The 23,824-nt window shown below is 63.9% G+C and carries 22 protein-coding genes; 16 read left to right on the plus strand and 6 right to left on the minus strand.

The genetic code is table 11. The features are described 5' to 3' along the window. Positions 1–121: 121 nt before the first annotated feature. Genes ABCR88_RS19580 through ABCR88_RS19605 form a run of 6 tightly spaced genes read left to right on the plus strand, consistent with a single transcriptional unit; the run spans position 122 to position 7,477 of the window. Entirely contained in the window at positions 122–2,353 is a 2,232-nt protein-coding gene (locus ABCR88_RS19580) for a TonB-dependent siderophore receptor (protein WP_350403154.1), read from the plus strand. 7 nt (positions 2,354–2,360) lie between these two features. After that, positions 2,361–3,242, plus strand: a complete 882-nt coding sequence (locus tag ABCR88_RS19585; protein ID WP_123430593.1) for a PepSY-associated TM helix domain-containing protein — start codon at positions 2,361–2,363, stop codon at positions 3,240–3,242. Next, positions 3,229–4,362 carry an ABC transporter substrate-binding protein gene (locus ABCR88_RS19590; RefSeq protein ID WP_103290086.1) on the plus strand — a complete coding sequence of 378 codons (1,134 nt, stop codon included), beginning with the start codon at positions 3,229–3,231 and terminating at the stop codon, positions 4,360–4,362. Before ABCR88_RS19585 ends, ABCR88_RS19590 begins: the two co-directional genes overlap by 14 nt. Then, positions 4,359–5,426, plus strand: a complete 1,068-nt coding sequence (locus ABCR88_RS19595) for an iron ABC transporter permease (RefSeq protein ID WP_053159148.1) — start codon at positions 4,359–4,361, stop codon at positions 5,424–5,426. The genes ABCR88_RS19590 and ABCR88_RS19595 overlap by 4 nt, the downstream gene beginning before the upstream one ends. 8 nt (positions 5,427–5,434) lie before the next feature. Then, the gene (locus ABCR88_RS19600; RefSeq protein WP_350403157.1) at positions 5,435–6,253 is read left to right on the plus strand and encodes an ABC transporter ATP-binding protein; all 819 of its coding nucleotides are present in this window, start codon (positions 5,435–5,437) and stop codon (positions 6,251–6,253) included. 3 nt (positions 6,254–6,256) lie between these two features. After that, a complete protein-coding gene (locus ABCR88_RS19605; protein ID WP_350403159.1) occupies positions 6,257–7,477 on the plus strand; it encodes an MFS transporter in 1,221 nt (406 codons plus the stop codon). 188 nt (positions 7,478–7,665) lie between these two features. Here the strand turns inward: ABCR88_RS19605 and ABCR88_RS19610 are convergent, their stop codons facing one another. The 5 genes from ABCR88_RS19610 to ABCR88_RS19630 form a co-directional block, all read right to left on the minus strand. Then, on the minus strand, positions 7,666–8,844 hold the full coding sequence (locus ABCR88_RS19610; protein ID WP_350403161.1) for a sugar transporter: 1,179 nt from the start codon (positions 8,842–8,844) through the stop codon (positions 7,666–7,668). Positions 8,845–8,976: 132 nt separating this feature from the next. Continuing rightward, positions 8,977–9,576, minus strand: coding sequence for a TetR/AcrR family transcriptional regulator (locus ABCR88_RS19615; RefSeq protein ID WP_011061785.1), 600 nt, complete (start codon positions 9,574–9,576; stop codon positions 8,977–8,979). Between the two features lie 144 nt (positions 9,577–9,720). After that, complete coding sequence (locus ABCR88_RS19620; protein ID WP_210694030.1) at positions 9,721–10,608, minus strand: alpha/beta hydrolase; 888 nt, start codon at positions 10,606–10,608, stop codon at positions 9,721–9,723. A 20-nt stretch (positions 10,609–10,628) separates the two neighbouring features. After that, positions 10,629–11,684, minus strand: a complete 1,056-nt coding sequence (locus ABCR88_RS19625; protein ID WP_011061787.1) for a sugar phosphate isomerase/epimerase family protein — start codon at positions 11,682–11,684, stop codon at positions 10,629–10,631. A gap of 202 nt (positions 11,685–11,886) precedes the next feature. Continuing rightward, positions 11,887–13,626, minus strand: a complete 1,740-nt coding sequence (locus ABCR88_RS19630) for an amidohydrolase (protein ID WP_315869405.1) — start codon at positions 13,624–13,626, stop codon at positions 11,887–11,889. A 106-nt stretch (positions 13,627–13,732) separates the two neighbouring features. On the opposite strand from ABCR88_RS19630, the gene ABCR88_RS19635 reads away from it, so the two are divergent. The 4 genes from ABCR88_RS19635 to ABCR88_RS19650 all read left to right on the plus strand — a co-directional run bounded on the left by ABCR88_RS19635 (position 13,733) and on the right by ABCR88_RS19650 (position 17,662). After that, positions 13,733–14,647, plus strand: a complete 915-nt coding sequence (locus ABCR88_RS19635; protein ID WP_011061789.1) for a LysR family transcriptional regulator — start codon at positions 13,733–13,735, stop codon at positions 14,645–14,647. A gap of 353 nt (positions 14,648–15,000) precedes the next feature. Continuing rightward, positions 15,001–15,984 carry a DUF1852 domain-containing protein gene (locus ABCR88_RS19640; protein ID WP_015635975.1) on the plus strand — a complete coding sequence of 328 codons (984 nt, stop codon included), beginning with the start codon at positions 15,001–15,003 and terminating at the stop codon, positions 15,982–15,984. Positions 15,985–16,011: 27 nt separating this feature from the next. Further along, positions 16,012–17,046, plus strand: a complete 1,035-nt coding sequence (locus ABCR88_RS19645; RefSeq protein WP_350403166.1) for a methionine synthase — start codon at positions 16,012–16,014, stop codon at positions 17,044–17,046. A 106-nt stretch (positions 17,047–17,152) separates the two neighbouring features. Further along, positions 17,153–17,662 carry a flavin reductase family protein gene (locus ABCR88_RS19650; RefSeq protein ID WP_019094510.1) on the plus strand — a complete coding sequence of 170 codons (510 nt, stop codon included), beginning with the start codon at positions 17,153–17,155 and terminating at the stop codon, positions 17,660–17,662. Positions 17,663–17,749: 87 nt separating this feature from the next. On the opposite strand, the gene ABCR88_RS19655 is transcribed toward ABCR88_RS19650, so the two are convergent. Continuing rightward, on the minus strand, positions 17,750–18,220 hold the full coding sequence (locus ABCR88_RS19655) for an Lrp/AsnC family transcriptional regulator (protein WP_011061793.1): 471 nt from the start codon (positions 18,218–18,220) through the stop codon (positions 17,750–17,752). A 124-nt stretch (positions 18,221–18,344) separates the two neighbouring features. Here ABCR88_RS19655 and ABCR88_RS19660 point away from each other — a divergent pair, with 124 nt between their 5' ends. The 6 genes from ABCR88_RS19660 to ABCR88_RS19685 all read left to right on the plus strand — a co-directional run bounded on the left by ABCR88_RS19660 (position 18,345) and on the right by ABCR88_RS19685 (position 23,727). After that, positions 18,345–19,598: a methionine gamma-lyase gene (locus ABCR88_RS19660; protein WP_015635977.1), complete on the plus strand. Its 1,254-nt coding sequence runs from the start codon at positions 18,345–18,347 to the stop codon at positions 19,596–19,598. A 120-nt stretch (positions 19,599–19,718) separates the two neighbouring features. Further along, on the plus strand, positions 19,719–20,852 hold the full coding sequence (locus ABCR88_RS19665) for a branched-chain amino acid ABC transporter substrate-binding protein (RefSeq protein ID WP_011061795.1): 1,134 nt from the start codon (positions 19,719–19,721) through the stop codon (positions 20,850–20,852). 603 nt (positions 20,853–21,455) lie between these two features. Beyond that, a complete protein-coding gene (locus ABCR88_RS19670; RefSeq protein WP_041118744.1) occupies positions 21,456–22,001 on the plus strand; it encodes a tail fiber protein in 546 nt (181 codons plus the stop codon). Between the two features lie 35 nt (positions 22,002–22,036). Next, positions 22,037–22,612: a tail fiber protein gene (locus ABCR88_RS19675; RefSeq protein WP_350403170.1), complete on the plus strand. Its 576-nt coding sequence runs from the start codon at positions 22,037–22,039 to the stop codon at positions 22,610–22,612. A 30-nt stretch (positions 22,613–22,642) separates the two neighbouring features. Beyond that, positions 22,643–23,191 carry a tail fiber protein gene (locus tag ABCR88_RS19680; protein WP_041118746.1) on the plus strand — a complete coding sequence of 183 codons (549 nt, stop codon included), beginning with the start codon at positions 22,643–22,645 and terminating at the stop codon, positions 23,189–23,191. Continuing rightward, on the plus strand, positions 23,191–23,727 hold the full coding sequence (locus ABCR88_RS19685; RefSeq protein ID WP_041118748.1) for a GNAT family N-acetyltransferase: 537 nt from the start codon (positions 23,191–23,193) through the stop codon (positions 23,725–23,727). The genes ABCR88_RS19680 and ABCR88_RS19685 overlap by 1 nt, the downstream gene beginning before the upstream one ends. Positions 23,728–23,824: the final 97 nt, after the last annotated feature.

Raw genomic sequence — 23,824 nt, forward strand, 5'->3', positions numbered from 1 at the left:
CTCCCCGCGCCGCACCGCAAACGAAAGAAATGGTCGCTCAAGCCAAAGTTTTAGCCCGCAACCCAAGCTCACAAATGAGATACGTTTGCATTCTCATTTAATCCCCATCACGGAGTGAAGCATGGGTAGCCGCGTTGCGCACCGAAACACCTCAGGTTGTCCCGTCAATTGTGTGGTCTCGCGTCCGGCTCTGGGCCGCAACCCGCTGGCGTGCCTGATCCACGGCCTGGCCCTGGGCCTCTCGCTGACCCAGGCTGGCGCCGCGCTGGCCGCCGATGGCGATACCGACCAGGACCACGCCCTGACCTTGGACACCAGCGTGATCAGCGCCACCCAGCCCGACTCTGCCACCGGGCCGCAGGCCGGTTACGTGGCCAAGCGCAGCCTCAGCGGGACCAAGACCGATGCCAGCCTGAGCGAAATTCCCCAGTCGATTTCCGTGATCACCCGCGATCAGATGGATGCCCAGCAGGTGCAATCGGTGAACGAGGCGCTGCGCTACACCGCCGGGGTCCAGGCCAATACCACCGCCGCCAGCCAGCGCTTCGACACCATCTCGATCCGCGGTTTCGACGTCACCACCGGCATGCTCCGCGATGGCCTCAAGGGCAATACCGCCCAGGCCTGGCCCAAGGTCGAAGCCTATGGCCTGGAGCGCATCGATGTGCTCAAGGGCCCGGCCTCGGTGCTGTTCGGGCAGAATTCGCCGGGGGGCGTGGTCAACCAGATCAGCAAGCGCCCGCTGGACAAGCCCTTCCATGAAGTGCAGATCCAGGGGGGCAGCTTCGACCGGGCCCAAGGCCAGTTCGATTTCAGCGGGCCGCTGGATGATGAAGGGCAGTTCCTCTATCGCCTGGTGGGCCTGGAGCGCGACAGCGGCACCCAGTTCGATCACATCAAGGACGACAAGCAGTACTTCGCGCCCTCCTTTACCTGGAAGCCCAACGACGACACCAGCCTGACCCTCCTGGCCGACTACACCCAGGACAGGTTCGGCGCGCCGCGGGTGTTCCTGCCGGCCCGGGGCACCCTGCTTGGCAACCCCAATGGCAAGGTCAAGCACAACGTCTTCCTCGATGAACCGGGACTGGACAACGACCGCACCCAGTACTCCCTGGGCTACCTGCTGGAGCACCGCCTGAATGACGTCTGGAGCCTCAACTCCAGCGCCCGCTACGGCCACGTCAACCTGCTGACCAACACTGCCAGCGGTAGAGCTCTGGAGCCCGATCTGCGCACGTTGAAACGCGATGCCTATCGCTTTCGCATCGTCGGCGACACCTACTCCCTGGACAACAATGCCCAGGCCCGCTGGAACCTGGGCAGCACGCAGATGCTGTCGCTGCTGGGGATCGACTACCGGCGCACCCGCGAGGACTACTACCTGCGCGGCGGCTCGGCTTCGCCCATCGACATCTACAACCCGGTGCACGGCGGCGTGTTCGACCCCAGCACCCCCTTCACCAACACTGTGCAGCGCGCCGATCAGGTCGGGGTCTATGCCCAGCAGCAGTTCACCTTCGACGAGCACTGGGTGCTCACCGTCGGCGGACGCCAGGACCGCTCCAGCGCCCGTACCGACAATCGCCTGGAACACACCGGGAGCAAACAGAACGACGAGAAGTTCACCTACCGCACCGGCCTGGTGTACCTGGCGGACAACGGCCTGGCGCCCTACATCAGCTACTCCACCTCGTTCGACCCGGTGCTGGGCACCAACTTCTACGGCACGCCGTACAAGCCCACCAGCGCCAAGCAATCGGAAGTGGGGGTCAAGTACCAGCCGCCGGGCATCGACAGCTACATCACCCTGTCGCTGTTCGACCTGACCCAGGAAAACGTCCTGACCACCGACCCGGCCGAACGCCTGAACAAGATCCAGACCGGCGAGATCAACGTGCGCGGCATCGAGCTCGAAGGCAAGGCCAGCCTGGCCCGGGGCCTGGACCTGCTGGCGGCGCTGACCTACAACGACGCCGAGGTGAGCAAGAGCAACAACCCGCTGGAGAAGGGCAAACGCCCCACCGACACCCCGGAAAAAATGGCCTCGCTGTGGGCCGACTACACCTTGCCCGAAGGCCCCCTGAGCGGCCTGGGTTTTGGCGCCGGGGTGCGTTACATCGGCTCCACCGAGGCCGATGCCGCCAACACCCAGCGCGTGCCCTCCTACACCTTGCTGGACGCGGCGGTGCACTACGACTTCGACAAGCTGATCCCGGCGGCCAAGGGCCTGCGCCTGGCGGTGAATGCCACCAACCTCACCGACAAGCACTATTACGAAGGCTGCTCGCTGACCAATTGCAGCGCCGGTTATGACCGCAGTGTCATCGCCAGCCTGCGCTATCGCTGGTAAGCCGCCAATGCTGTCCATGCGTAATATCTGGCTCAGGCTGCACCGCTGGCTGGCCCTGTGCCTGGGGCTGTTCCTCGCGCTGCTGGGCCTCAGTGGTTCGCTGCTGGAGCTCAAGGGGCCGATCCTGCGCTGGGAGGTCGGTGCGCAGATGCTGCAACTGGCCCCTGGCGAGCATGGCACGCTGCTGCAACAGGACGCCTGGATCAGGGCCGCCTCCGACGCCTACCCGCAACTGCACAAGGTCTTCGGCGCAGCCCCACCGCGCCAGGGCTTTCTCGAATCGGACAATGTGATCGTCTTCGGGGCCCTCAAGGAGCGTCCCGGCACCGGCATCGCCATGATCGATCCTTATAGCGGCGAACCCCGGGGCTTCTTCGTCTTCGAGGACCTGTGGCTGGCCAAGCTGGTGGCGCTGCACCGCAGCCTGCTGCTGCCGCCAGCCTGGGGTTCGAACCTGGTGCTGCTCTGTGGCCTGGCGCTGCTGGGCTCCCTGGGCAGTGGCCTGTACCTGTGGTGGCCGGGCCGGCGCAGTTGGTGGAAGGCCGCCAGCCTGCGTCCCGGCAGCCGGGGCAACCGGCGCCTGCGGGAATGGCACAACGTGGCGGCGGCCTGGCTGTGCCTGCCGCTGCTGCTGATTGCCGGCAGCGGTGCCTGGCTGGCACGCCCGGACCTCTTCACCTGGCCCGGCGCCCAGCCGATGGCGATCAAGCCGCTGTTTTCCGCCGCCCATGGCCACTTGCTGCTGGGCACCCCCGGCGCCTGGCTGGCTTTTCTCTGCGGCATTTCGTTACCCCTTCTGTACCTCACCGGCCTGCTGCTGTGGTGGCGCAAGCGCGCTGCCCGCCGGGCCGTCCAATCGTTCAAGGAAACTAGCCATGACACACCGTGATTTCTTGCGCCGCGCCCAGCGCGGGCTCTTGCTCGGCCTGCTGCCCCTGGGCCTGCTATGGGCCGCCACGGCCAGCGCCGCGACCCTCACCGATCTGGCCGGACGCCAGGTCCAGGTGCCGGAGAAGGTCGAGCACATCCTGCTCGGCGAAGGCCGGATGATCTATTCCCTGTCGCTGCTCGAAGGCCAGAACCCGTTCGCCCGTCTCGCCGGTTGGCAAGGGGACTTTCGCGGCCTCGACGTGCAGGGCTACGAGGCCTATCACAAGGTCTTCCCCCAGGCCGACAAGGTGCCGCTGGTGGGCGGCACCTCGGCCGAGACCTTCAGCGTCGAAAAGGCCCTGGCGGTGCACCCGGACCTGGCGATCATGGCCCTGAGCGGCGGCCATGGGCCGAGCCCCGACAGCGAGGCGGTGAAACAGCTGGAGGCCGCCGGGGTGGCGGTGATCTTCGTCGACTTCAGCGACCATCCCCTGAGCAACACCGTGCCCAGCATGCGCCTGCTGGGCCAGGCCCTGGGCCGTGAGCAGCGGGCCGAGGAATTCATTGCCTTCTATCAACAGTCCCTGGCCAAGGTCACCCAGACCCTGGCCAAGGCCGGTACCGTCAAGCAGCCGAAGATCTTCATCGACATGCTCGCCGGGCTGCAGGACTGCTGCGGCTCGCCAGGCACCGGCAACTTCGGCGAGATGATCAAGCTGGCGGGCGGGCGCAACATTGCCGACGGGCGCATACCCGGGCCCATTGGTGTGCTCAACGTGGAGTACATTCTCTCCAGCGACCCGGACGTTTACGTGGCCACCGGGGTCTTTGCCGCCGGCCAGGGCGGCGTGACCCTGGGTTACTCCGCCACCCTGCAACAGGCTCGGGACAGCCTGCGCCAGGCCGCCCAGCGCCCACCGCTGAACGAGTTGCGGGCGGTGCGCGAGGGCAATGTGCACGGCTTGTGGCACATCTTCTACGACTCGCCGGAGCACCTGATCGCGGTCCAGGCCCTGGCCAAGTGGCTGCACCCTGAACTGTTCAAGGACCTGGACCCGGACCAGACCCGCCGCGAGCTGTACCAGCGCTTCATGCCGATTCCCGCCAGCGGCGTGTTTGCCACGAGTCTGGCGCCATGACCCAGGCTGCTACCGACGTGCAGGAGCGCGTTGCCTCAGGGCACTACCAAAGGCGCCATGGCCGCCGGGTGCTGCTGTTGGGCGGGCTGGCCCTGGCCCTGCTGCTGTCCCTGGCCCTGGACATCACCACCGGGCCTTCGGGGATGAGCCTGTCGCGCCTGCTGCAGGTGCTCTGGGACCCGGGCTCGATGCCCCGGGTGGAAGCGGTGATCGTGTGGAACGTGCGCCTGCCCTACGCCCTGATGGCGGTGCTGGTGGGGGCCGCCCTGGCCCTGGCCGGCGCGGAAATGCAGACCGTGCTCGACAACCCCCTGGCCAGCCCCTTCACCCTCGGTGTATCCGCCGCCGCGGCGTTTGGTGCAGCCCTGGCCATCGTCCTCGGCCTGGGCCTTCCCGGGGTGCCGGCGCAGTACCTGATCTCGGCCAACGCCTTCCTCTTCGCCCTGGCCTCGGTGGCCTTGCTGTACCTGCTGGCACGCTGGCGCGGCTTCGGCGTGGAAAGCCTGGTGCTGTTCGGCATCGCCCTGGTGTTCGCCTTCAACGCCCTGGTGGCGCTGCTGCAATTCGTCGCCACCCAGGACAGCCTGCAGCAACTGGTGTTCTGGACCCTGGGCAGCCTGGCCCGGGCCTCCTGGGAAAAGCTCGCGGTACTGGCCCTGGCGCTGTTGCTGTGCCTGCCCTTCTCCCTGCGCCAGAGCTGGGCCCTGACCGCCCTGACCCTGGGCGAGGAACGGGCCCGCAGCTTCGGCATCGACGTTGGCCGCCTGCGCCTGCTGTCACTGTTGCGCATCAGCCTGCTGTCGGCCCTGGCGGTGTCCTTTGTCGGCACCATCGGCTTTATCGGCCTGATCGCCCCGCACATCGCCCGCCTGCTGGTGGGCGAAGACCATCGGCTGTTCCTGCCGGCCAGCGTGCTCAGCGGCGGGCTGATCCTGTCCATGGCCTCCATCGCCAGCAAGGCGCTGATCCCCGGGGTGCTGATTCCGGTGGGTATCGTCACCGCCCTGGTGGGCATTCCCTTCTTCATGGCCATCGTCATGCGCAACCGTCGAGGTGTCCTGTGAAGCCGCTTGTGTCCTCCAACGCCGGCCTGTGCACCGCCGGCCTGAACATGCACTACGGCAACCGCCAGGTGCTGTGCGACGTGGCCCTGCCGCCCCTGGCCGGGGGCAGCGTGACCGCGCTGATCGGCCCCAACGCGGCGGGCAAGTCGACCCTGCTGCGGGGCATCGCCGGGTTGCACAAGACCTCGGGCCAGGTACTGCTGGACGGCGTCGACCTCAATCGCCTGCCCCAGGTGGAACGGGCGCAGCACATCGTCTACCTGCCCCAGAGCCTGCCGGAATGTACCCGCCTGTGCGCCTTCGAAGCAGTGCTCAGCGCTGCCATGGCCGGGCATCGCACTGGCGGTTTCGCCCCTGGCCGGCCCAGCGCGGCGGTGTTGCACGGGGTCGAACAAGTGCTGCAGGACCTGGACCTCACCGCCCTGGCCGACCGCCCGATCGACGCCCTCTCCGGTGGCCAGCGCCAACTGGTGGGCCTTGCCCAGGCCCTGGTGCGCCAGCCCCGGGTGCTGCTGCTGGACGAACCCACCAGCGCCCTGGACCTGTACCACCAGTGCCAGGTAGTGGAAGCCATCACCCGGGCCACCCACGAGCGCCAGTTGATCACCCTGGTGGTGGTCCACGACATCAACCTGGCCCTGGGTTTCAGCCAGCAGGTGGTGGTGCTGCACCATGGCCGCCTGGCCGCCGCCGGGCCGGCCCTGGAGGTGATCAACCCACAACTGCTGCGCGACGTCTACGGCGTCGACGCCAGCCTGGAACAGGTACGCGGTCGACCGCTGGTGATGGTCGACGGCCGCCTGCCCTCTCACTCAGCCCTGGGATAAACCATGACCAACGCTCAACAGTTGCCCCTCGACACCCTGGACACGCCCCAGGCCGCCCCGGCCTTCGACCTGCGCCCGCTGCTGGTGGCCAACCTGGCCTGCACCATGGCGATGATGGCGTTCGTTTCGCTGATCGGCCCCATTGCGCGGATTCTCGGCCTGGCCACCTGGCAGGCGGGGATGGCGGTGACCGTCTCCGGGGTGATCTGGATGCTCCTGGCCCGCCCCTGGGGCCGGGCCAGCGATCGCCTCGGTCGGCGGCGCATCCTGCTGCTGGGCACCGGCGGCTTCACCCTGGCCTTTCTCGCCCTCAGCCTGTTTATCGACGTGGCGCTGCACGCCCTGCCTTCGGCGCTGCTGGCGTTTGCCGGGTTGCTGCTGGGGCGAGGCCTGATCGGGGTGTTCTATGCGGCAATCCCGGTGGGCGGCTATGCGCTGATCGCCGACAACATCGAACCCGAGCATCGCGCCCGGGCCATGGCGTCCCTGGGGGCGGCCAACGCCTGCGGGCTGGTCCTGGGGCCGGCGCTTGCCGCATTGCTGGCGCACCACAGCCTGAGCCTGCCGTTCTATGCGCTGGCGGTGTTGCCGCTGCTGGGCTTCGCCTTCCTCAAGGCACGGCTGCCGCGCCAGGAACTGCACCTCAAGCAACCGCCCAAGTCGGTGAGCCTGGGCGACCCGCGCCTGCGCCGGCCGCTGGTGGTGGCGTTCGTCTCGATGCTGTGCGTGGCCATGGCGCAGATCACCGTGGGCTTCTTCGCCCTCGACCGCCTGGGCATGAGCCCGGCCGACGCGGCGCAGACCGCCGGCATTTCCCTGACCCTGGTGGGGGTGGCGCTGATCGCCTCGCAACTGGTGGTGCGCAAACTGGAATGGCCGCCGCTGCGGATGATCCGCATCGGCGCCCTGGTGGCGGCGCTGGGCTTTGTCACCAGCATTCTCGCGGCCCAGGCCCAGGCCTGGGTGCTGTGGCTGGGGTTCTTTGTTTCGGCCGCCGGCATGGGCTGGATCTTCCCCTCCTTCGCCGCCCTGGCCAGCAACTCGGTGGACGCCGCCGAACAAGGCGCCACGGCCGGCTCCATCGGCGCGGCCCAGGGCCTGGGGGTAGTGGTCGGGCCCCTGGCCGGGACCCTGATCTACGGGCTGGAGCCACGCCTGCCCTACCTGCTGGCGGCGCTGCTGCTCGTACTGGTGGCCTGCTGGCCCGTAGCCCGACGCCGGTAACCTTCGGGCGAACGACGCGCATTATCGAAACCCTGCGGCCCTGTAGCCGCTGCCGAGCCTGCGGCGAGGCTGCGAAAAGGTCCGCAGGACCTTGCTTGACGATCGACCGCCGAACCTCTATCGGCCTCAAGAGCGCCGCGCCCCTGCGACGGAGTGCCGCCCAGACCGTTCGCAGCCTGCGGCAGCGGCTACACGCTGGTGCGGCTCATGCGGCCCAGGGCCAAGCTGTACAACAGCAAGGCCAGGGTCGCCAGGGCGCCACCCGCCAGGCCGACATAGGCAAAGCCCAGCTGCCCGCCGACCCAACTGCCCAGCAGTGCACCGCCGCCAATGCCGATGTTGTAGATGCCGGAGAACATCGCCATGGCCACGTCGGTGGCGTCCGGCGCCAGCACCAGTACCTTGGATTGCAGGGCCAGGCCGAAGCCCATGATCGCCATGCCCCAGAACACACTCAGGGCCACCAGCGACCAGACGTGGCCATTGAGCGGCAACAGCAGGCTCAGGCACAGCGCCAGCAGCGCCACCGCGGTCAGTAGAAACCCCTGGGGGCTGTGGCGGTGCAGCCAGCTGAACAGCAGCGAGCCGATGATCCCGGCGCCGCCGAACACCAACAGGACCAGGGTCACCACTTCGCCCCCCAGGCCCGCCGCCACCTTGATGAAGGGCTCGATGTAGCTGTAGGCGGTGAACTGCGCCGTCACCACCAGGGCGGTAAGCACATAGATCGCCACCAGCGCCGGGCGCTTGAACAGCAGCGGCAGGCTGCGCAGGGAACCGGAGTTCTGGCTCGGCAGCAGCGGCAAGGTGCGGATCAGCCACAGCACCAGCAGGCCGGCCATGGCCGCGATCACGCTGAACGTGGTGCGCCAGCCCAGGGCCTCGCCCAGCAAGCTGCCCAGGGGAATGCCCAGGACCATGGCCAGTGAGGTGCCGGTGGCCAGCAGCCCGAGGGCCTGCACCTGCTTGCCCGGCGGCGCCAGGCGCACCGCCAGGGACGCGGTGATGGACCAGAACAGTGCATGGGCCAGGGCCACGCCGATGCGGCTGAGCATCAGCAGGCCGAAGTTGCTGGCCAGGCTGGAGAACACATGGCTGACGATAAACAGCCCGAACAGCACCGTGAGCAGCTTGCGTCGTTCGATGTTGCGGGTCAGCAGCATCACCGGCAGCGAGGTCAGGGACACGATCCAGGCGTAGATGGTGAGCATCAGACCGACCCGCTCGGTGGGCAGGTCGAAGCTGGCGCCAATGGCGCTGAGCAGGCCCACCGGCACAAACTCGGTGGTGTTGAAGACAAAGGCCGCCAACGCCAGCGCGATGACCGGCTGCCAGTTGCCTTGGGGTGTCGCCGCGGAATCACTCATGGGGGGGCGTCATACTCTTTCGATGATGGAACGGGTCCGGGACCCGCTGGAAAAATGCACAACCCGGGCCAGCATCGCTGCTCCCGGATTGCGGGCAAAGGCTCCCAGGCGGAGCCAGGGTGCAGCGCCGCTTCAATTCCCTTGGGCGGTTCGCGCAAAGACCTGCATGGCCAGCGCCACGCCCTGCAGCAGGCGCGCCGCACTGACGCCGTCGCGGGCTTGCACCGACAGCCCGTGGAGCACCGTAGAGTAATAATCGCCCAGGGAAGTTGCATCGCTGTGGCCGGGCAGTTCACCCGCCTGCTGCGCGGCTTCCAGGCGCTGGATAATGCTTGCGGTACGCGCCCGGCGATGTTCGGCCAGCCATTCGCGCACGCTGTCGTTGTCGCTTGAGCAGTTCACCGCCGAGGCCACCACCATGCAGCCACGGGGGCCGTCGGCCCGGGTGTAGAGTGCCACCGCTTCTTGCAGCATGCGCTCGATGGCGACGTAGGCGCAGGGCTCTTGCAGGGCCAGGTCGGCGAAACCGCCTTCCTGGCTTTCGTACAGCTCGATGGCCTCGCGAAACAACGCCTCCTTGGAGCCGAAGGCGGCATAGATGCGCGCCGAGGCGATGCCCAGGGCCGCCACCAGGTCGGCCATGGAGGTGGTTTCGAAACCACGGCGCCAGAACAGTTCGAGCGCCTGGCGCAGTGCCTGGTGACGGTCGAATTCGCGGGGTCTTCCAGCCATGGGGGTCGGGTATCTCGTCGGGACAGGGAAGGCGCTCGGTTGAGCCCGAACAGCCGGTTGGCGCAGGGCGCCGGGACGAAATGATATTAGATTTGCGCCGGCCGCGGCCAATTTCCGTGGCCGTGGCCTTGCCTGCGCCCTGCCTCAGTCACGGCCCTCCTGCAGAAACGGCAGCAGCAGCGCGAGAAATTCCTCCGGTGCCTCTTCCATGATGAAGTGCCCGCAGTCCTCGACAATGGCCCCGCGCAGGTCATTGGCATGGCCCTGCAGGGTCAGCAGAGGTGCATCGTTGGTGGCGTGCTCGGCACCAATGGCCAGCACCGGCATGGTCAGCGGCCGCTGCGCGCGCAGCTGATTCTGGCGCACCGTCTCGGGGATCGCCCGGTAATAGGCGAAGCCTGCGCGCAAACCGCCCGGGGCAGCGTAGGCCTCGATGTAGACTTCGGCGGCCACCGCCTCGCGGCGATGGGACCAGTGGTCGAAGATGTAATTCAGGTAGGCCCGCTCGCGCCCGGCGATCAAGGCTTCCGGCAAATCCCGCAGCTGGTTGAACATGAAGTGCCAGAGAAAGATGTTCTGCTGCGGCGCGACGAAAATCGGTGGTGCATCCGCCAGCCCGGGGATCACCGCCTCGGTCAGCGCCAGGCGCTCCACCGCCTGCGGATGGTCGCTGGCCAAGGCGTAGGCGATCCACATGCCGACGTCGTGGCCGACCACGCTGTAGCGCTCGAAACCCAGCTGCCCCATCACCTGGTGCAGCACCCCGGCCACATGGCCGGTGTCGTAGCCGTGCTCAGGGCGGTCGGACTGGCCGCTGCCCGGCGGGTCCACGGCAATGGCCTGGAAGCCTTGGGCAGCCAGGGCCTGGATCACCTGACGCCAGGCGTACCAGGTCTGCGGCCAGCCGGGAATCAGCAGCACCGGCCGGCCCGTGCCGGCGGTGACACAGTGGATGCGCTGGCCATCGACGCGCACATAGCGGTGAACCAGGTCGACGCTGTCGGCCTGGAGGGTGTCAGTCAAAGCGTTCATGGTGTGTTCTCGCTGAAGGGTCAGGCAATGCCGAGCATGGCGTTGATCTGTTGGCGGTCGATCTGCGCGCCGGCGAAGTCGTCGAAGATGCGCTGGGTGACCTGGATCATGTGCCGGTTGATGAACTCGACACCTTCCCGGGCACCGTCTTCCTGATCCTTGAGGCAGCACTCCCATTCCAGGGTCGCCCAGCCCGGGTAGTCGTATTGCGCCAGCTTGGAAAAGATCCCCTTGAAGTCCACCTGGCCATCGCCCAGGGAACGGAAGCGCCCGGCGCGCTCGACCCAGGCGCTGTAGCCGCCGTAGATGCCCTGGCGGCCGCTGGGATTGAACTCGGCATCCTTGACGTGAAACATGCGGATGCGCTCGTGGTAGATGTCCAGGTAACTCAGGTAGTCCAGCTGTTGCAGCACGAAGTGGCTGGGGTCGAAGAGGATGTTGCAACGCGGGTGATGGTCCACCAGTTCATGGAAGCGTTCGAAGCTGGTGCCGTCGTGCAGGTCCTCGCTGGGGTGGATCTCGTAGCACAGGTTGACCCCCTGCTCGTCGCAGGCATCGAGGATCGGCCGCCAGCGCCGCGCCAGCTCGTCGAACGCTGTCTCGATCAGGCCTTCGGGGCGCTGGGGAAAGGGAAACAGATAAGGCCAGGCCAGGGACCCGGAAAAGGTCCCCAGCTCACTCAGCCCCAGGCGTCGCGAAGCCTTGGCCGCCAGCTTCATCTGCTCCATGGCCCAGGCCGTTCTGGCTTGCGGATTGCCCCGCAGCGCTGGCGGGGCGAAGTTGTCGCACATCGCGTCGTAGGCCGGGTGCACCGCCACCAGCTGGCCGAAGATATGGCTGGTCAGCTCGCTGATCTGCAGGCCCTTCTGCGCCAGCTGGCCCTTGAGTTCATCGCAGTAGTCCTGGCTCTCGGCCGCCGTGGCGACGTCGAACAACCGCGCATCCCAGGCAGGGATCTGCAGCGCCTTGAAACCCAGGTCGGCGGCCCATTGGGCAATCGCCGGCAAATTGTGGAACGGCGCCGTCTCGGCGCTGAATTGCGCCAGATGCAGGCTGGGCCCCTTGAGGGTTTTCATCGAACTGCTCCCTATTCTTTGTTGGTCGACAAAGAATAGGGATACGCTCTGGCCGCGTCAATCATCGCCGTGCAGAAAAGTGTTTCGCCGTGAGGCCGTTCGCCCGTAGGCGCTGGCTTGCCAGCGAAGGCGTCGCAGCGGTCGACAAGGCAAAAAAAAGCCCGCGATGAAGATCGCGGGCCCGGCCGGCATCCATGCAGCATCACGGCCGGCTATACACCTCACGCCCGGCAAAGTAGGTCTTGAGCACCTGGGTTTGCGCCAGTTGCTCCTGGGGCACCTGGAACACATCGCGGTCAAGAACGATCAGGTCGGCCTGCTTGCCCGGGGCCAGGCTGCCGATCTGCTGCTCCAGGCCAATGGCCCGCGCGGCGTTGCGGGTGTAGGCGTAGAACATGGTTTCCCGGTCGATGCCTTCGTCCTTGTTCAACACGCCCTTGGGCCCCTTGCGGCTGATGGCCTGGGCGATGGCCTTCCAGGGTTCCGGGGTGCTTACCGGCCAGTCGCTGGCCCCGGCGATGGTGGCGCCGTTCTTCAGCAGCGAGCGTGCCGGGTACATGAACTGGAACTGCATGGCGCTGATGTAGGGCTGGAGCAAATCGATGCTCAGCTCATCGGCGGCGGCCCAGTACAGCTGCATGGAGGCGATCACGTCCAGTGGCTTGAAGCGGGCGAACTCCTTGGGGTTGACCATCTGCAAGTGGGTGATGGAGTGCACCACCCCACTCTGGCGATCACGCCGCGCCTGCTCGATGCCGTTGAGGGATTCGCGCACCGCGCGGTCGCCAATGGCATGCACATGCACCAGCCAGCCACGGGCATCGGCGGCGCTGACCAGCTCGCCGAAATGCGCCGGGTCGATCAGCAGTTCGCCGTCCTTCTTCGAGTTCTTGTAGGGGGTCAGCAGGGAAGCGGTCTGCGCCGGAAACTCGGCGACACCGTCGGCGAAGATCTTGATCCCCGGCAGGCTCAGGTTCGGCACCCCGAGGAACTGCTGGCGCACCTGCTCCAGCACCTCCAGGTCCGCCGGGCGGCTCTTGGGATTGGCCACCATCAGGGCCGCGACCCGCAGGGTCAGCTCGCCCTTCTGCGCCAGCGCCTTGTACACCGGCAGCACACCGACGGTCTGGGCCGTGGGATGCATGGCGAACAGCGCGTCGCCCGGGGTGGCGTTGGCCGCCGGGTCCATCAGCGCGGTGATGCCCAGGCTTAGGTTGAGGTCGCGGGCGGCGCGCCCGGCGTCGAGCAACTGCTCGAAGCTCGGCGGCGGCAGTTGCGAGGTCAGGGCCGAGAGCCCGGCATCGGCGACAAAACCGTTGGGGCTGCTGTCCGGGTGATGGCCGATGGTGGCCTGGGCCTCGCCCTGCAGCGCCTTGACCCGCGCGGCGTCTATGCCGCCGCGCTTGAGCATGGCGCGGTTGGCCCAGCCGGTGTGGTAGTCCCAGCCAACGAACAGAATCGGTACATCGGCCCATTCGCCCTGGTTGAAGCGCTGTTCCAGGGCGTCCACCTGGCTCCAGTAGGTCGAGGGAAAACCGCTGACGGTGAGGATCTCGCCATGCCGCGCCTTGCCGTCATCGCGCCAGCCGCGCAGGCGCTGTTCCAGCTCGTCCAGGGGCAGTTGCTGGGTTTCCAGGTCGGCGGCCTTGAGCTTCAGGCCCCCGAAGATGGCATGACTGTGGCTGTCGATGAACCCCGGCATCAGCACCTTGCCCTGCAGGTCGATGACCTGGGTGCCCGGGGCCTTCAGCGCCAGCACCTGGGCATCGCTGCCGACCATGACGATACGCCCCTGCTCCACCGCCACCGCCTGTTGCAGGGGCTGGCCCTGCTCGGCGGTGAACACCTTGGCGTTGTGCAGCACCAGGTCCACCGCGGCCTGGCTGTGCAGCGAGACCAGGGCCAGGGCCGAGGCCAGCGTGATATTCAGCGTCTTTTTCATGGTTGTTCGCACCCTTGGCTCAGAATGCGCCAGAGACTAGCCAAGTCACCGGTGCTTAAGAATACTGCTTCGCGCAACCCATCCTTTCCAAAGAGGCAAGACTGCAATGGACCAGCTGGGCGCCATCACCATGTTCGTGACCACGGTCGATCAGGGCAGCTTCACCCGCGCCGCCGCGTGCCTGGGCAAGACCACCTCGGCCCTGACCAAGGCAGTGAGCCACCTGGAGAGCCAGCTCGGCACCCGCTTGCTGGAGCGCTCCACACGCCGGATCGCCCTCACCGAGGCCGGGCATATCTACCTGGCCAGCGCCCGGCAGGTATTGCGCCAACTGCAACAGGCCGGGGAAGACATCGAGCGCCTGCAGCAGGAAATGTGCGGCACCCTGCGCCTGGTGGCGCCGCCCTCCTTCGCCCCGGCCTTTCTCAATGGCGCCTGCTACGGCTTTCTTGAGCAGTACCCGCAGATGCGCCTGGACGTGGAGCTCACCGACGAATTCGTCGACCTGCAAAGTGGCGGCTATGACCTGGCCGTGCGCGACGGGCCGGTGGAGCTGCCGGACCTGATCGCCCGCCCGCTGACGGCCAACCGCATCCTGCTCTGCGCCAGCCCGCGCTATCTGCAGCGCCAGCCCTTACCGGTGACCCCGGCGCATTTTGCCGAGCATGACTGGCTGATCTTCCGTCACCCGGCACTGAACCCGCATTTCTGGCGCTTCACCTTGAATGGCGAGCAGCAGCGTGTGCCCCAGCCGGTGCCGCGGCTGGCCAGTGACAATTACGATTTCCTGTTCGGTGCCCTACTGGCCGGGCTGGGCCTGCAACTGTGCCCGCAGTGGAGCGCCGCGCCCTACCTGCGTCGCGGCGAGCTGGTGCAACTGCTGCCCGAGGCGCAGCTGGACCCGGAGCAGTTCGGCCCGAGGATCCATGTGATCTACCCCGCCCACCGGCGCCAGACCCGCAAGCACCAGGCGTTCATCGAATGCCTGAACCGCTACCTGGACGAGCAGCAATTGCATTGATGGGCCAGCTCCCGGCCCATCTGGCACTGGCGGCCCTGTCGAGTGCTGCCGCAGCCACCACGGGTCGGACTGCGCCAGAGCCCAGGCACACCCTCAACCAGTGGTTTGGCCGGGCAATGAATACTGGGGCAAATAGGCTTTTGCGATTGAGTGAATATCTCATCATGAATGTGACTAAAGACCTGGTGAAATCAATTCATTAGTACTCAATTAATAGCTCGACATAAGATGCGCCTCAATAATAGACAACATAAAGACTACCGAGCAAAAGCAGCCAGGAACAAAACTGGAAAGCACTGAAAGCCAACAAACAAGTTCAGGACTTATCTCGGAAATCAGGATGCCAGATCACAATGAACAACGATTTCACATTCACCATCAAGAGCATTTGCTTCGACGAAGATTATCACCCGTCCGAGAATACGCGCATCACCACCAACTTTGCCAACCTGGCCAGGGGCAAGAGTCGCCAAGAGAACTTGCGCAATACCTTGAGGATGATTGACAACCGCTTCAATGCCTTGGCGCATTGGGATAACCCCAAGGGCGATCGTTATGCAGTCGAGCTTGAAATCATCTCCGTGGAGATGGACATCGACACTCGAAGCAGTGGCCATGCCATCCCCCTGATTGAAATATTGAAAACCAATATTTTCGATCGAAAGACCAACGAACGCTTTGAGGGCGTTGTAGGAAACAACTTTTCCTCTTACGTACGGGACTACGACTTCAGCGTGCTGTTGCCGGAGCACAACAGGGAGCGACCAAAGTTCAGCATTCCGGAAAACTTCGGAGAGCTGCATGGGAAGCTATTCAAGCACTTCATCAACTCCAGCACTTACAAGGAAAACTTCAACAAGCCACCGGTGATCTGCCTGAGCGTTTCGAGCAGCAAGACCTACCATCGGACTGAAAACCAGCACCCTGTACTGGGCATTGAATACCAGCAGGACGAATATTCTCTAACAGATGAATACTTCAACAAGATGGGGTTGAAAGTTCGCTACTTCATGCCGTCCAACAGCGTTGCGCCTTTGGCTTTCTACTTTGCCGGCGATTTGCTCAGTGATTACACCAACCTGGAACTGATCAGCACCATCAGCACGATGGACACCTTCCAGAAGATTTACCGGCCAGAGATCTACAATGCCAACTCTGCGGCAGGCAAATCCTATCAACCGAGCCTGAAGCACCAGGACTATTCATTGACTCGAATTGTCTATGACCGAGAAGAACGTAGCCGCCTGGCGATTGAGCAAGGGCAGTTTGTCGAGAACAACTTCATCAAGCCATACCAGACCATTCTTGAGCAGTGGTCCGCCAATTACGCTCTTTGACTCATCAAAAATACAAGGTCACCCATGATGAAAAAGTTGTTACCCACTTCAACTGCCGGCAGCTTGCCTAAACCTTCCTGGCTTGCACAACCTGAAACACTCTGGTCGCCCTGGAAGTTGCAAGAGGAAGAACTGGTTGAAGGCAAGCAGGACGCCTTGCGCTTGTCACTGCAAGAACAACAGCAAGCAGGCATTGATATCGTCAGTGATGGCGAGCAGACACGTCAGCACTTTGTCACGACGTTCATCGAACACCTCAGCGGCGTTGATTTTGCAAAACGTGAAACCGTCAGGATTCGTGATCGCTATGATGCGAGCGTCCCCACGGTGGTGGGGGCTGTCAGTCGCCAGAAGCCGGTTTTCGTGGAAGATGCCAAGTTTCTGCGCCAGCAGACCGAGCAACCCATAAAGTGGGCGCTGCCAGGCCCGATGACGATGATCGACACGCTTTATGACAGCCATTACAAAAGCCGCGAAAAACTGGCCTGGGAATTCGCCAAGATCCTCAACCAGGAAGCCAGGGAGCTGGAGGCGGCCGGCGTGGATATCATCCAGTTTGATGAGCCCGCCTTTAACGTCTTCTTCGATGAAGTGAATGACTGGGGAGTGGCCACCCTGGAAAGAGCCATTGAAGGTCTTAAATGCGAAACGGCGGTGCACATTTGCTATGGCTATGGCATCAAGGCCAATACGGACTGGAAAAAGACCCTGGGCTCAGAGTGGCGGCAATATGAAGAGGCGTTCCCCAAGCTGCAGAAATCCAGTATCGATATAGTCTCGCTGGAATGTCACAACTCTCATGTCCCAATGGATCTCATTGAACTCATCAGAGGCAAGAAGGTGATGGTCGGGGCCATTGATGTGGCCTCCAACACCATTGAAACACCCGAGGAAGTGGCCGACACCTTGCGCAAGGCATTGCAGTTCGTGGATGCCGACAAGCTCTATCCCTGCACCAACTGTGGCATGGCGCCCTTATCCCGTGGCGTGGCAAGGGGCAAGCTGAAGGCTTTGAGTGCCGGCGCAGAAATCATCCGAATAGAACTCTCGAACCTGCGCTGAGCTAAAGCCGCAAGTGGTGTGCCAGAGGGGTGAAGCGGTGGATTGAAAAGCCGCCGCTTCACCCCTCTGCGCGCTGTCGGACAGTACCCAATATTCAGGACCCGCCATGTCACTTCCCAGTACGGCTATCGAGCCAATGCGCTTTCGCGAAGCGCTCGGGCACTACGCATCCGGCATCACGGTGATTACCTCACAGGTTGATGGCGAGCCGCTCGGCTTCACGTGCCAGTCGTTCTATAGCGTGTCGATGAGCCCGCCGCTGGTGTCATTCAGCGTCATGTCCAGCTCGGCCAGCTACCCCAAGATTCGTCAGGCGGGCCGCTTCATGGTCAATATCCTCTCAGGCGAGCAGGTCAGGATTTCCAACCAGTTCGCAAGCAAAGGCACGGACAAGTGGCAGGGAGTTCAATGGCAGGAATCGCCGCTGGGCAACCCGATCATTGCCGGCAGCCTGCACTGGCTCGATTGTGAAATTCATGCCGAACACGTCGCCGGTGACCACCTGATCGTGATCGGTGAAGTCAAGGCGCTGAACCTGCAGCAAGCGACTGCTGCGCAGCCATTGCTGTATTTCAAAGGACAATATTGCAACCTCGCGGCCCCGGGCGCGGTGTGAACCCTGGCCGGCGCTCCTTCGCTGAGGGCCTGTTTCAGACAGCAAGGTTGCTTGTGAGTCGCAGGGACGCTGGCGCCCCGCCTGCGCTCACTCTTGTACCGGAATCTGCCGCAACGGCTTGACCGACTTGAAGGAAAAGCTCGAATAGATCTCCTTCACCGCCGGCAGGGTCTGCAACACTTCACGGGCGAATTCGCCGAAGGATTCCAGGTCCTTGGCCAGCACTTCGAGGAGAAAGTCGTAGCGCCCGGAGACGTTGTGGCAGGCGATGATTTCCGGGATCTCCAGCAGCCTCTGCTCGAAGGCCCGGGCGGTGTCCTGGGAGTGGGATTCCATCATCACGCTGACAAAGGCGGTGACCCCATAGCCCAGCGCCTTGGGCGAGAGGATCGCCTGGTAACCGGTAATCACCCCGCTCTCTTCGAGAATCTTCACCCGGCGCCAGCACGGCGAGGTGGTCAAGGCGACGCTGTCCGCCAGCTCGGCATTGGTCAGCCGGGCGTTGTCTTGCAGGGCGATCAGCAGGGCTTTGTCGATACGGTCCAGATCGAGGGGCATGTCTTACCTTTTTATCTTATTTTTATGGTTATTTATTCCAATTATTCGGTTCTAAAGGGCCGATATTGGAAATTATTGCGCCGGATTTGAGCATAGCATTAGAGCAAATCCGGGAGCGTTCACCATGAACAATAAAAACAGTGACCTTGGTTTTTCCACCCGTGCCATCCATCACGGCTACAACCCCCAGGAGCATCAGGGCGCGCTGATCCCGCCGATCTACCTGACCTCCACCTTCACCTTCGCCACCGCCGAATACGGCGCGGGCTGTTTTGCCGGTGAAGAACCCGGCTACTTCTATACCCGCATCGGCAACCCGACCCTGGCGTTGCTGGAAGCGCGCATGGCCGCCCTGGAAAACGGCGAAGCGGCCGTGGCGTTCGGCTCCGGCATGGGGGCGATTGCCGCGACCTTGTGGACCCTGCTGCGCCCGGGCGACGAGGTCATCGTCGGCCAGACTTTGTACGGTTGCACCTTTGCCCTGCTGCACCACGGCCTTGGCGAATTCGGCGTCAAGGTACGCCATGTCGACCTGACCGACCTGGGCGAGCTGCGGGCGGCCATCGGCCCGGCCACGCGGATGATCTATTTCGAAACCCCGGCCAACCCCAACATGCAACTGGTGGACATCGCCGCCGTGGCCCAGGTGGCCCGCCAGCATCCCGGCCTGCTCGTGGCGGTGGACAACACCTACTGCACACCTTACCTGCAGCGCCCGCTGGAACTGGGCGCCGACCTGGTGCTGCACTCGGCCACCAAGTACCTCAGCGGCCATGGCGACATCACCGCCGGCATCGTGGTCACCGGCCAGGCCCTGGCCGAACGCATCCGCCTGCAGGGCCTGAAGGACCTGACCGGCGCGGTGCTCTCGCCCCAGGACGCTTTTCTCCTGATGCGCGGCCTCAAGACCCTGGCCCTGCGCATGGATCGCCATTGCGCCAACGCCCAGGCCGTCGCCCAGTTCCTCCAGGACCACCCCGCCGTGGCCTGGGTCGCCTACCCGGGGCTGGCATCCTTTGCCCAACACGCCCTGGCCGCAAGACAGATGAAGCTGCCCGGCGGCATGATCGCCTTCGAACTCAAGGGCGGGCTGGCCAGCGGGCGACGCTTCATGAACGCCCTGGGGCTGTTCAGCCGCGCGGTCAGCCTGGGGGATGCCGAATCCCTGGCCCAGCACCCGGCGAGCATGACCCATTCCACCTACACCCAGGAGGAACGGGCCGAACACGGCATCGCCGAGGGCCTGGTACGGCTGTCGGTGGGGCTGGAAGACATCGCCGACCTGCTGGCCGACATCGCCCAGGCCCTGGACGCCAGCGCCGAACCCGCGCGCCCCACCCTGGAGGCCGTGGGCCGGATCGGCAAGGCCCTGCCTTGAGCAGGTCAGCACATCTGGCGGCAAAGCCGACTACAACACCCTGCCGGCGCCCGGGTGCCGGCAGTCCAGGCAACACCCGCAACACCCTTAGAACCGTAACCCACAGGAGTGGAACAACCCATGAGTCGTATCAATAACAAAGCCACCCAACTGCTCAGCGCCATGATCCTTGCCGGCCTGGCCTGCCATTCCATGGCAGCCGACAGCATCCGGATCGGCATCGCCGGGGCCAAGACCGGCCCGGTGGCGCAATACGGTGACATGCAGTTCAGCGGCGCGCGCATGGCCATCGAGCAGATCAACGCCAAGGGTGGCGTCGACGGCAAGCAACTGGTGGCCGTGGAATACGACGATGCCTGCGACCCCAAGCAAGCGGTAGCCGTGGCCAACAAGGTGGTCAACGACGGCGTCAAGTTCGTGGTCGGACACCTGTGCTCCAGCTCCACCCAGCCAGCGTCGGACATCTACGAAGACGAAGGCATCGTGATGATCACCCCGGCCGCCACCAGCCCAGAGCTGACCGCCCGTGGCTACAAGATGGTGTTCCGCACCATCGGCCTGGACAACGCCCAGGGCCCGGCGGCGGCACGCTACATCGCCCAGCTCAAGCCGACCAATGTGGCGGTGCTGCACGACAAGCAACAGTACGGCGAAGGCATTGCCAGCTCGGTCAAGGACATCCTCGGCAAGGAAGGCATCAAGGTGGCGATGTTCGAAGGCATCAACGTCGGCGAACGCGACTACTCCTCGATCCTGGCCAAGCTCAAGCAGGCCAATGTGGATTTCGTCTACTTCGGCGGCTACCACCCGGAAATGGGCCTGCTGTTGCGCCAGGCCAAGGAAAAGGGCCTGACCGCACGCTTCATGGGGCCTGAAGGCGTGGGCAACGACTCGATCTCGCAGATCGCCAAGGACGCTTCCGAAGGCATGCTGGTGACCCTGCCCAAGTCCTTCGACCAGGACCCGGCCAACAAGGCCCTGGTGGAGGCCTTCGAAGCCAAGAAGGAAAACCCCAGCGGCCCATTCGTGCTGCCGTCCTACTCGGCCGTGGAAGTGATTGCCGGAGGCATCGCCGCGGCCAAGAGCGAAGACCCGGAAAAAGTCGCCGAGGCGATCCACAAGGGCACCTTCAAGACCCCCACCGGCGACCTGAGCTTCGACGAGAAAGGCGACCTCAAGGACTTCAAGTTCGTGGTCTATGAATGGCACTACGGCAAGCCGAAAAGTGTAGCGGCGGAAAACGCCGGGCTGTAATCCGGTAACAGCGCGCCGCTCCTCCCCGGGGAGCGGCGTCCCGCCGGCGTCAAAAAAAAACCACAACAACTTCAAATAAAACATGACCTTAGAGAAAAAGACTCTGCCGCAACTCCCACGCGCCAAAAGAATAACCTACTTAGCAACTTGGGAATAACCACCCCAAGACGGTAACTAAGACATGTTACTGCCACACTTCAAGCACGCTGTAAATTCGCCAGACCCCAGTCTGGTAAACCCGTACTTTAGGCGTAGATCGTTAGCACGCTTAGTTCCTTGACAATAAACTTAGAATTCCGAAAAACCGAACTTCCAAGCCTATCCCCCCAAGCCTAGCAGCCACCCAACCCCCGCCCCTGTTGGACAAAGCGTCCTAGATCGAGCGTCAACCAGTAACACTCAGAAAGACTTCCCTCTTGAAATCTCTTAGCCACAGCGTCAACTAACTGCTAATAGACACCCCTCCGTTAGTTACCACAAAACAACTTGAAATAACGTTTGCACACTAAATTCACTTTTGTTTATTGTGCGCCTACGCACTTGCTAGCCTATTAGTGAGAAACGGATTCCTGGCGTCAGAAACTTGTTCAAGGAGAAAAGAACATGGATCCCTTTATCGGAGAAATTCGCTTGTTCCCCTGGGGTTGGGCACCCCAGGGTTGGCTGCCTTGCGAGGGCCAGGTTCTACCCATCAATAGCAATGTCGCACTGGCTTCCCTTCTGGGCAAAACCTATGGCGGTGACGGCACCACGACATTCGGCCTGCCGGATCTGCGTGGCCGGGTCGCCCTGGGACAAAACTACAAAGTCTCCACCGTCGATCCGATCATGGATGTGCACGCGCTGGGCACCAAAGGCGGTAGCGAAACCGTGACGATGCCGCAAAGCTCGGTGGCCCAGCATAACCATGCCACGCATGTCTCCAACGACCCGGGCAATGATGGTCCGTACGGCAACATTCCCGCTGTCAGCTCGAACTCCAAGGGGGTTGCGGCAAAACCGACCTACACCGCGGCAACCGGCACCCTGACCAGCCTCAACAGTGCCACCGTCACCCCAACCCAGGGCGCGGCCATGCCCAACATCCAGCCCTCCATCGTCGGCTACTTCTGCATCGCAACGACGGGTGTCTACCCGCCGCGCCAGTAACGGCCGTCCACAGACCCTCAAGTAAGGAAACTGACATGTCTGAAGCCTTTGTCGGAGAGATCCGCATGTTTGCCGGTAACTACGCGCCGGAAAATTGGGCGTTTTGTGACGGTTCGTTGCTGCCGATCAGCAGCTTTGAGGCCCTGTATTCATTGCTCGGCACCCTGTACGGCGGCAACGGCAGCACCAACTTCGGCCTGCCGGACTACCGAGGTCGCCTGCCGGTTGGCCAGGGCACCGGGATGGGCCTGACCCCCAGGGCGCTGAGCCAGAAATTCGGCGTGGAAACTGTGACCATGAGGCCGGAAAACACCGCGCCCCACACCCATGGCTTCATGGTGAGCGGCCAGGATGCCACGTCGCCGGCCCCCTCCCCTGCCGCGACGCCCAACAGCATGACCTTTGGCAAATTCACGGGCGCGGGGATCATCACCGGGCTGTACAGCGCAGGCACCGGAACATCCTCCGCCGTCCCGATGAACCCGCAGTTTCTCGACCCGGCACTGGGCACGCCCACTGGCGCCGTGGCCCCCCATAGCAACCTGATGGGCTCATTGGCGATCAACTACATCATTTGCCTGGTCGGCCTCTATCCGACCCGAAACCAGTGACCCTCTCTACTCAATCTGGAATGACCGATCATGGATGCGTTTACCGGTGAAATCAGACTGTTCCCCTACAACTTCGTCCCGCAGAACTGGGCGTATTGCGATGGATCGAGCATCACGGTCCAGCAGAATCCTGCGCTCTATTCGGTGATTGGCACCCTGTATGGCGGTACCCCCGGCCAGAACTTCAAGCTGCCCAATCTCAACGGGCGCGTGGCCATGGGTGCCGGGCTGGCGCCCGGGCTGACCGACAGGCCCGTTGGCACGGCCCTTGGAGCCGACCGGATAACCATGGGGCCCAGCAATTTCGCCCCGCATACCCATTCGGTGATGGTCAAGGACGGCAGCGAATCGGGTGCCGCTCTGGATATCCCCAACAACACCGCCTACCTGGCGCAGCCGCGCAACATACGCCTGTACAACAACACCGCACCAACGGCGACAAACCAGACACTGGCGGCCACCACAGTGGGCATCGCCGGTACTGGTGCAACGTCGACGGCCTTGCGTAACACCATGCAACCCTTCCAGACGCTGGCCTACTGCATCTGCCTGGATGGCGAATACCCGATCAGAGCCTAATGACCCACATCAGCCCTCTCCATTTACCGGCGGACAACGTGGCTGTACTGCGCAAGCAGAACGGCCACGACCTGGGATTTCTCCAGACGCTGTACGCCTCACGCCGCTGGGCCGAAGTCAGTGCAGTGCCGGGCTGGAACGACGCCCAGCGCCGGGCTTTCCTGCACACCCAGGCCGAACTGCAGCGCCAGCATTATGAAAAGCACTTTGCCACCGCGGATTTTCTGATCGTCGAGCAGGCCGGTAGCCCGATCGGGCGCCTGTGCGTGCAATACGCGGCCGACGATGTGCGCATAGTTGATATTGCTCTGCTGCCGGACTGGCATGGCCGGGGCATCGGCACCGAGTTGCTGCGCAGGGTACTGGCCAAGGCCGACGCCCAGGGTCAGACCTGCAGCCTGAGCGTCGAACTGGGTAGCCGTGCCCGCCAGCTGTATGAGCGGCTGGGCTTTCGCGCCGGCGCCGACACAGGCCTGTACACCCAGATGCAGCGTCCCGCGCGGCTAGACGCCCGGGAGGCAGTCGACAGTCCCTGACCACCGTTTATGACCAGCCCCCAAGGGGCCGGCTGTAGCCGTGCTGTAACCGCTGGACCTTTATCAACACTTACGCTGGATACGACCCTCAAACCGG

The organism is Pseudomonas sp. W17, assembly GCF_040268305.1.
Classification (GTDB): Bacteria; Pseudomonadota; Gammaproteobacteria; order Pseudomonadales; family Pseudomonadaceae; genus Aquipseudomonas; species Aquipseudomonas protegens.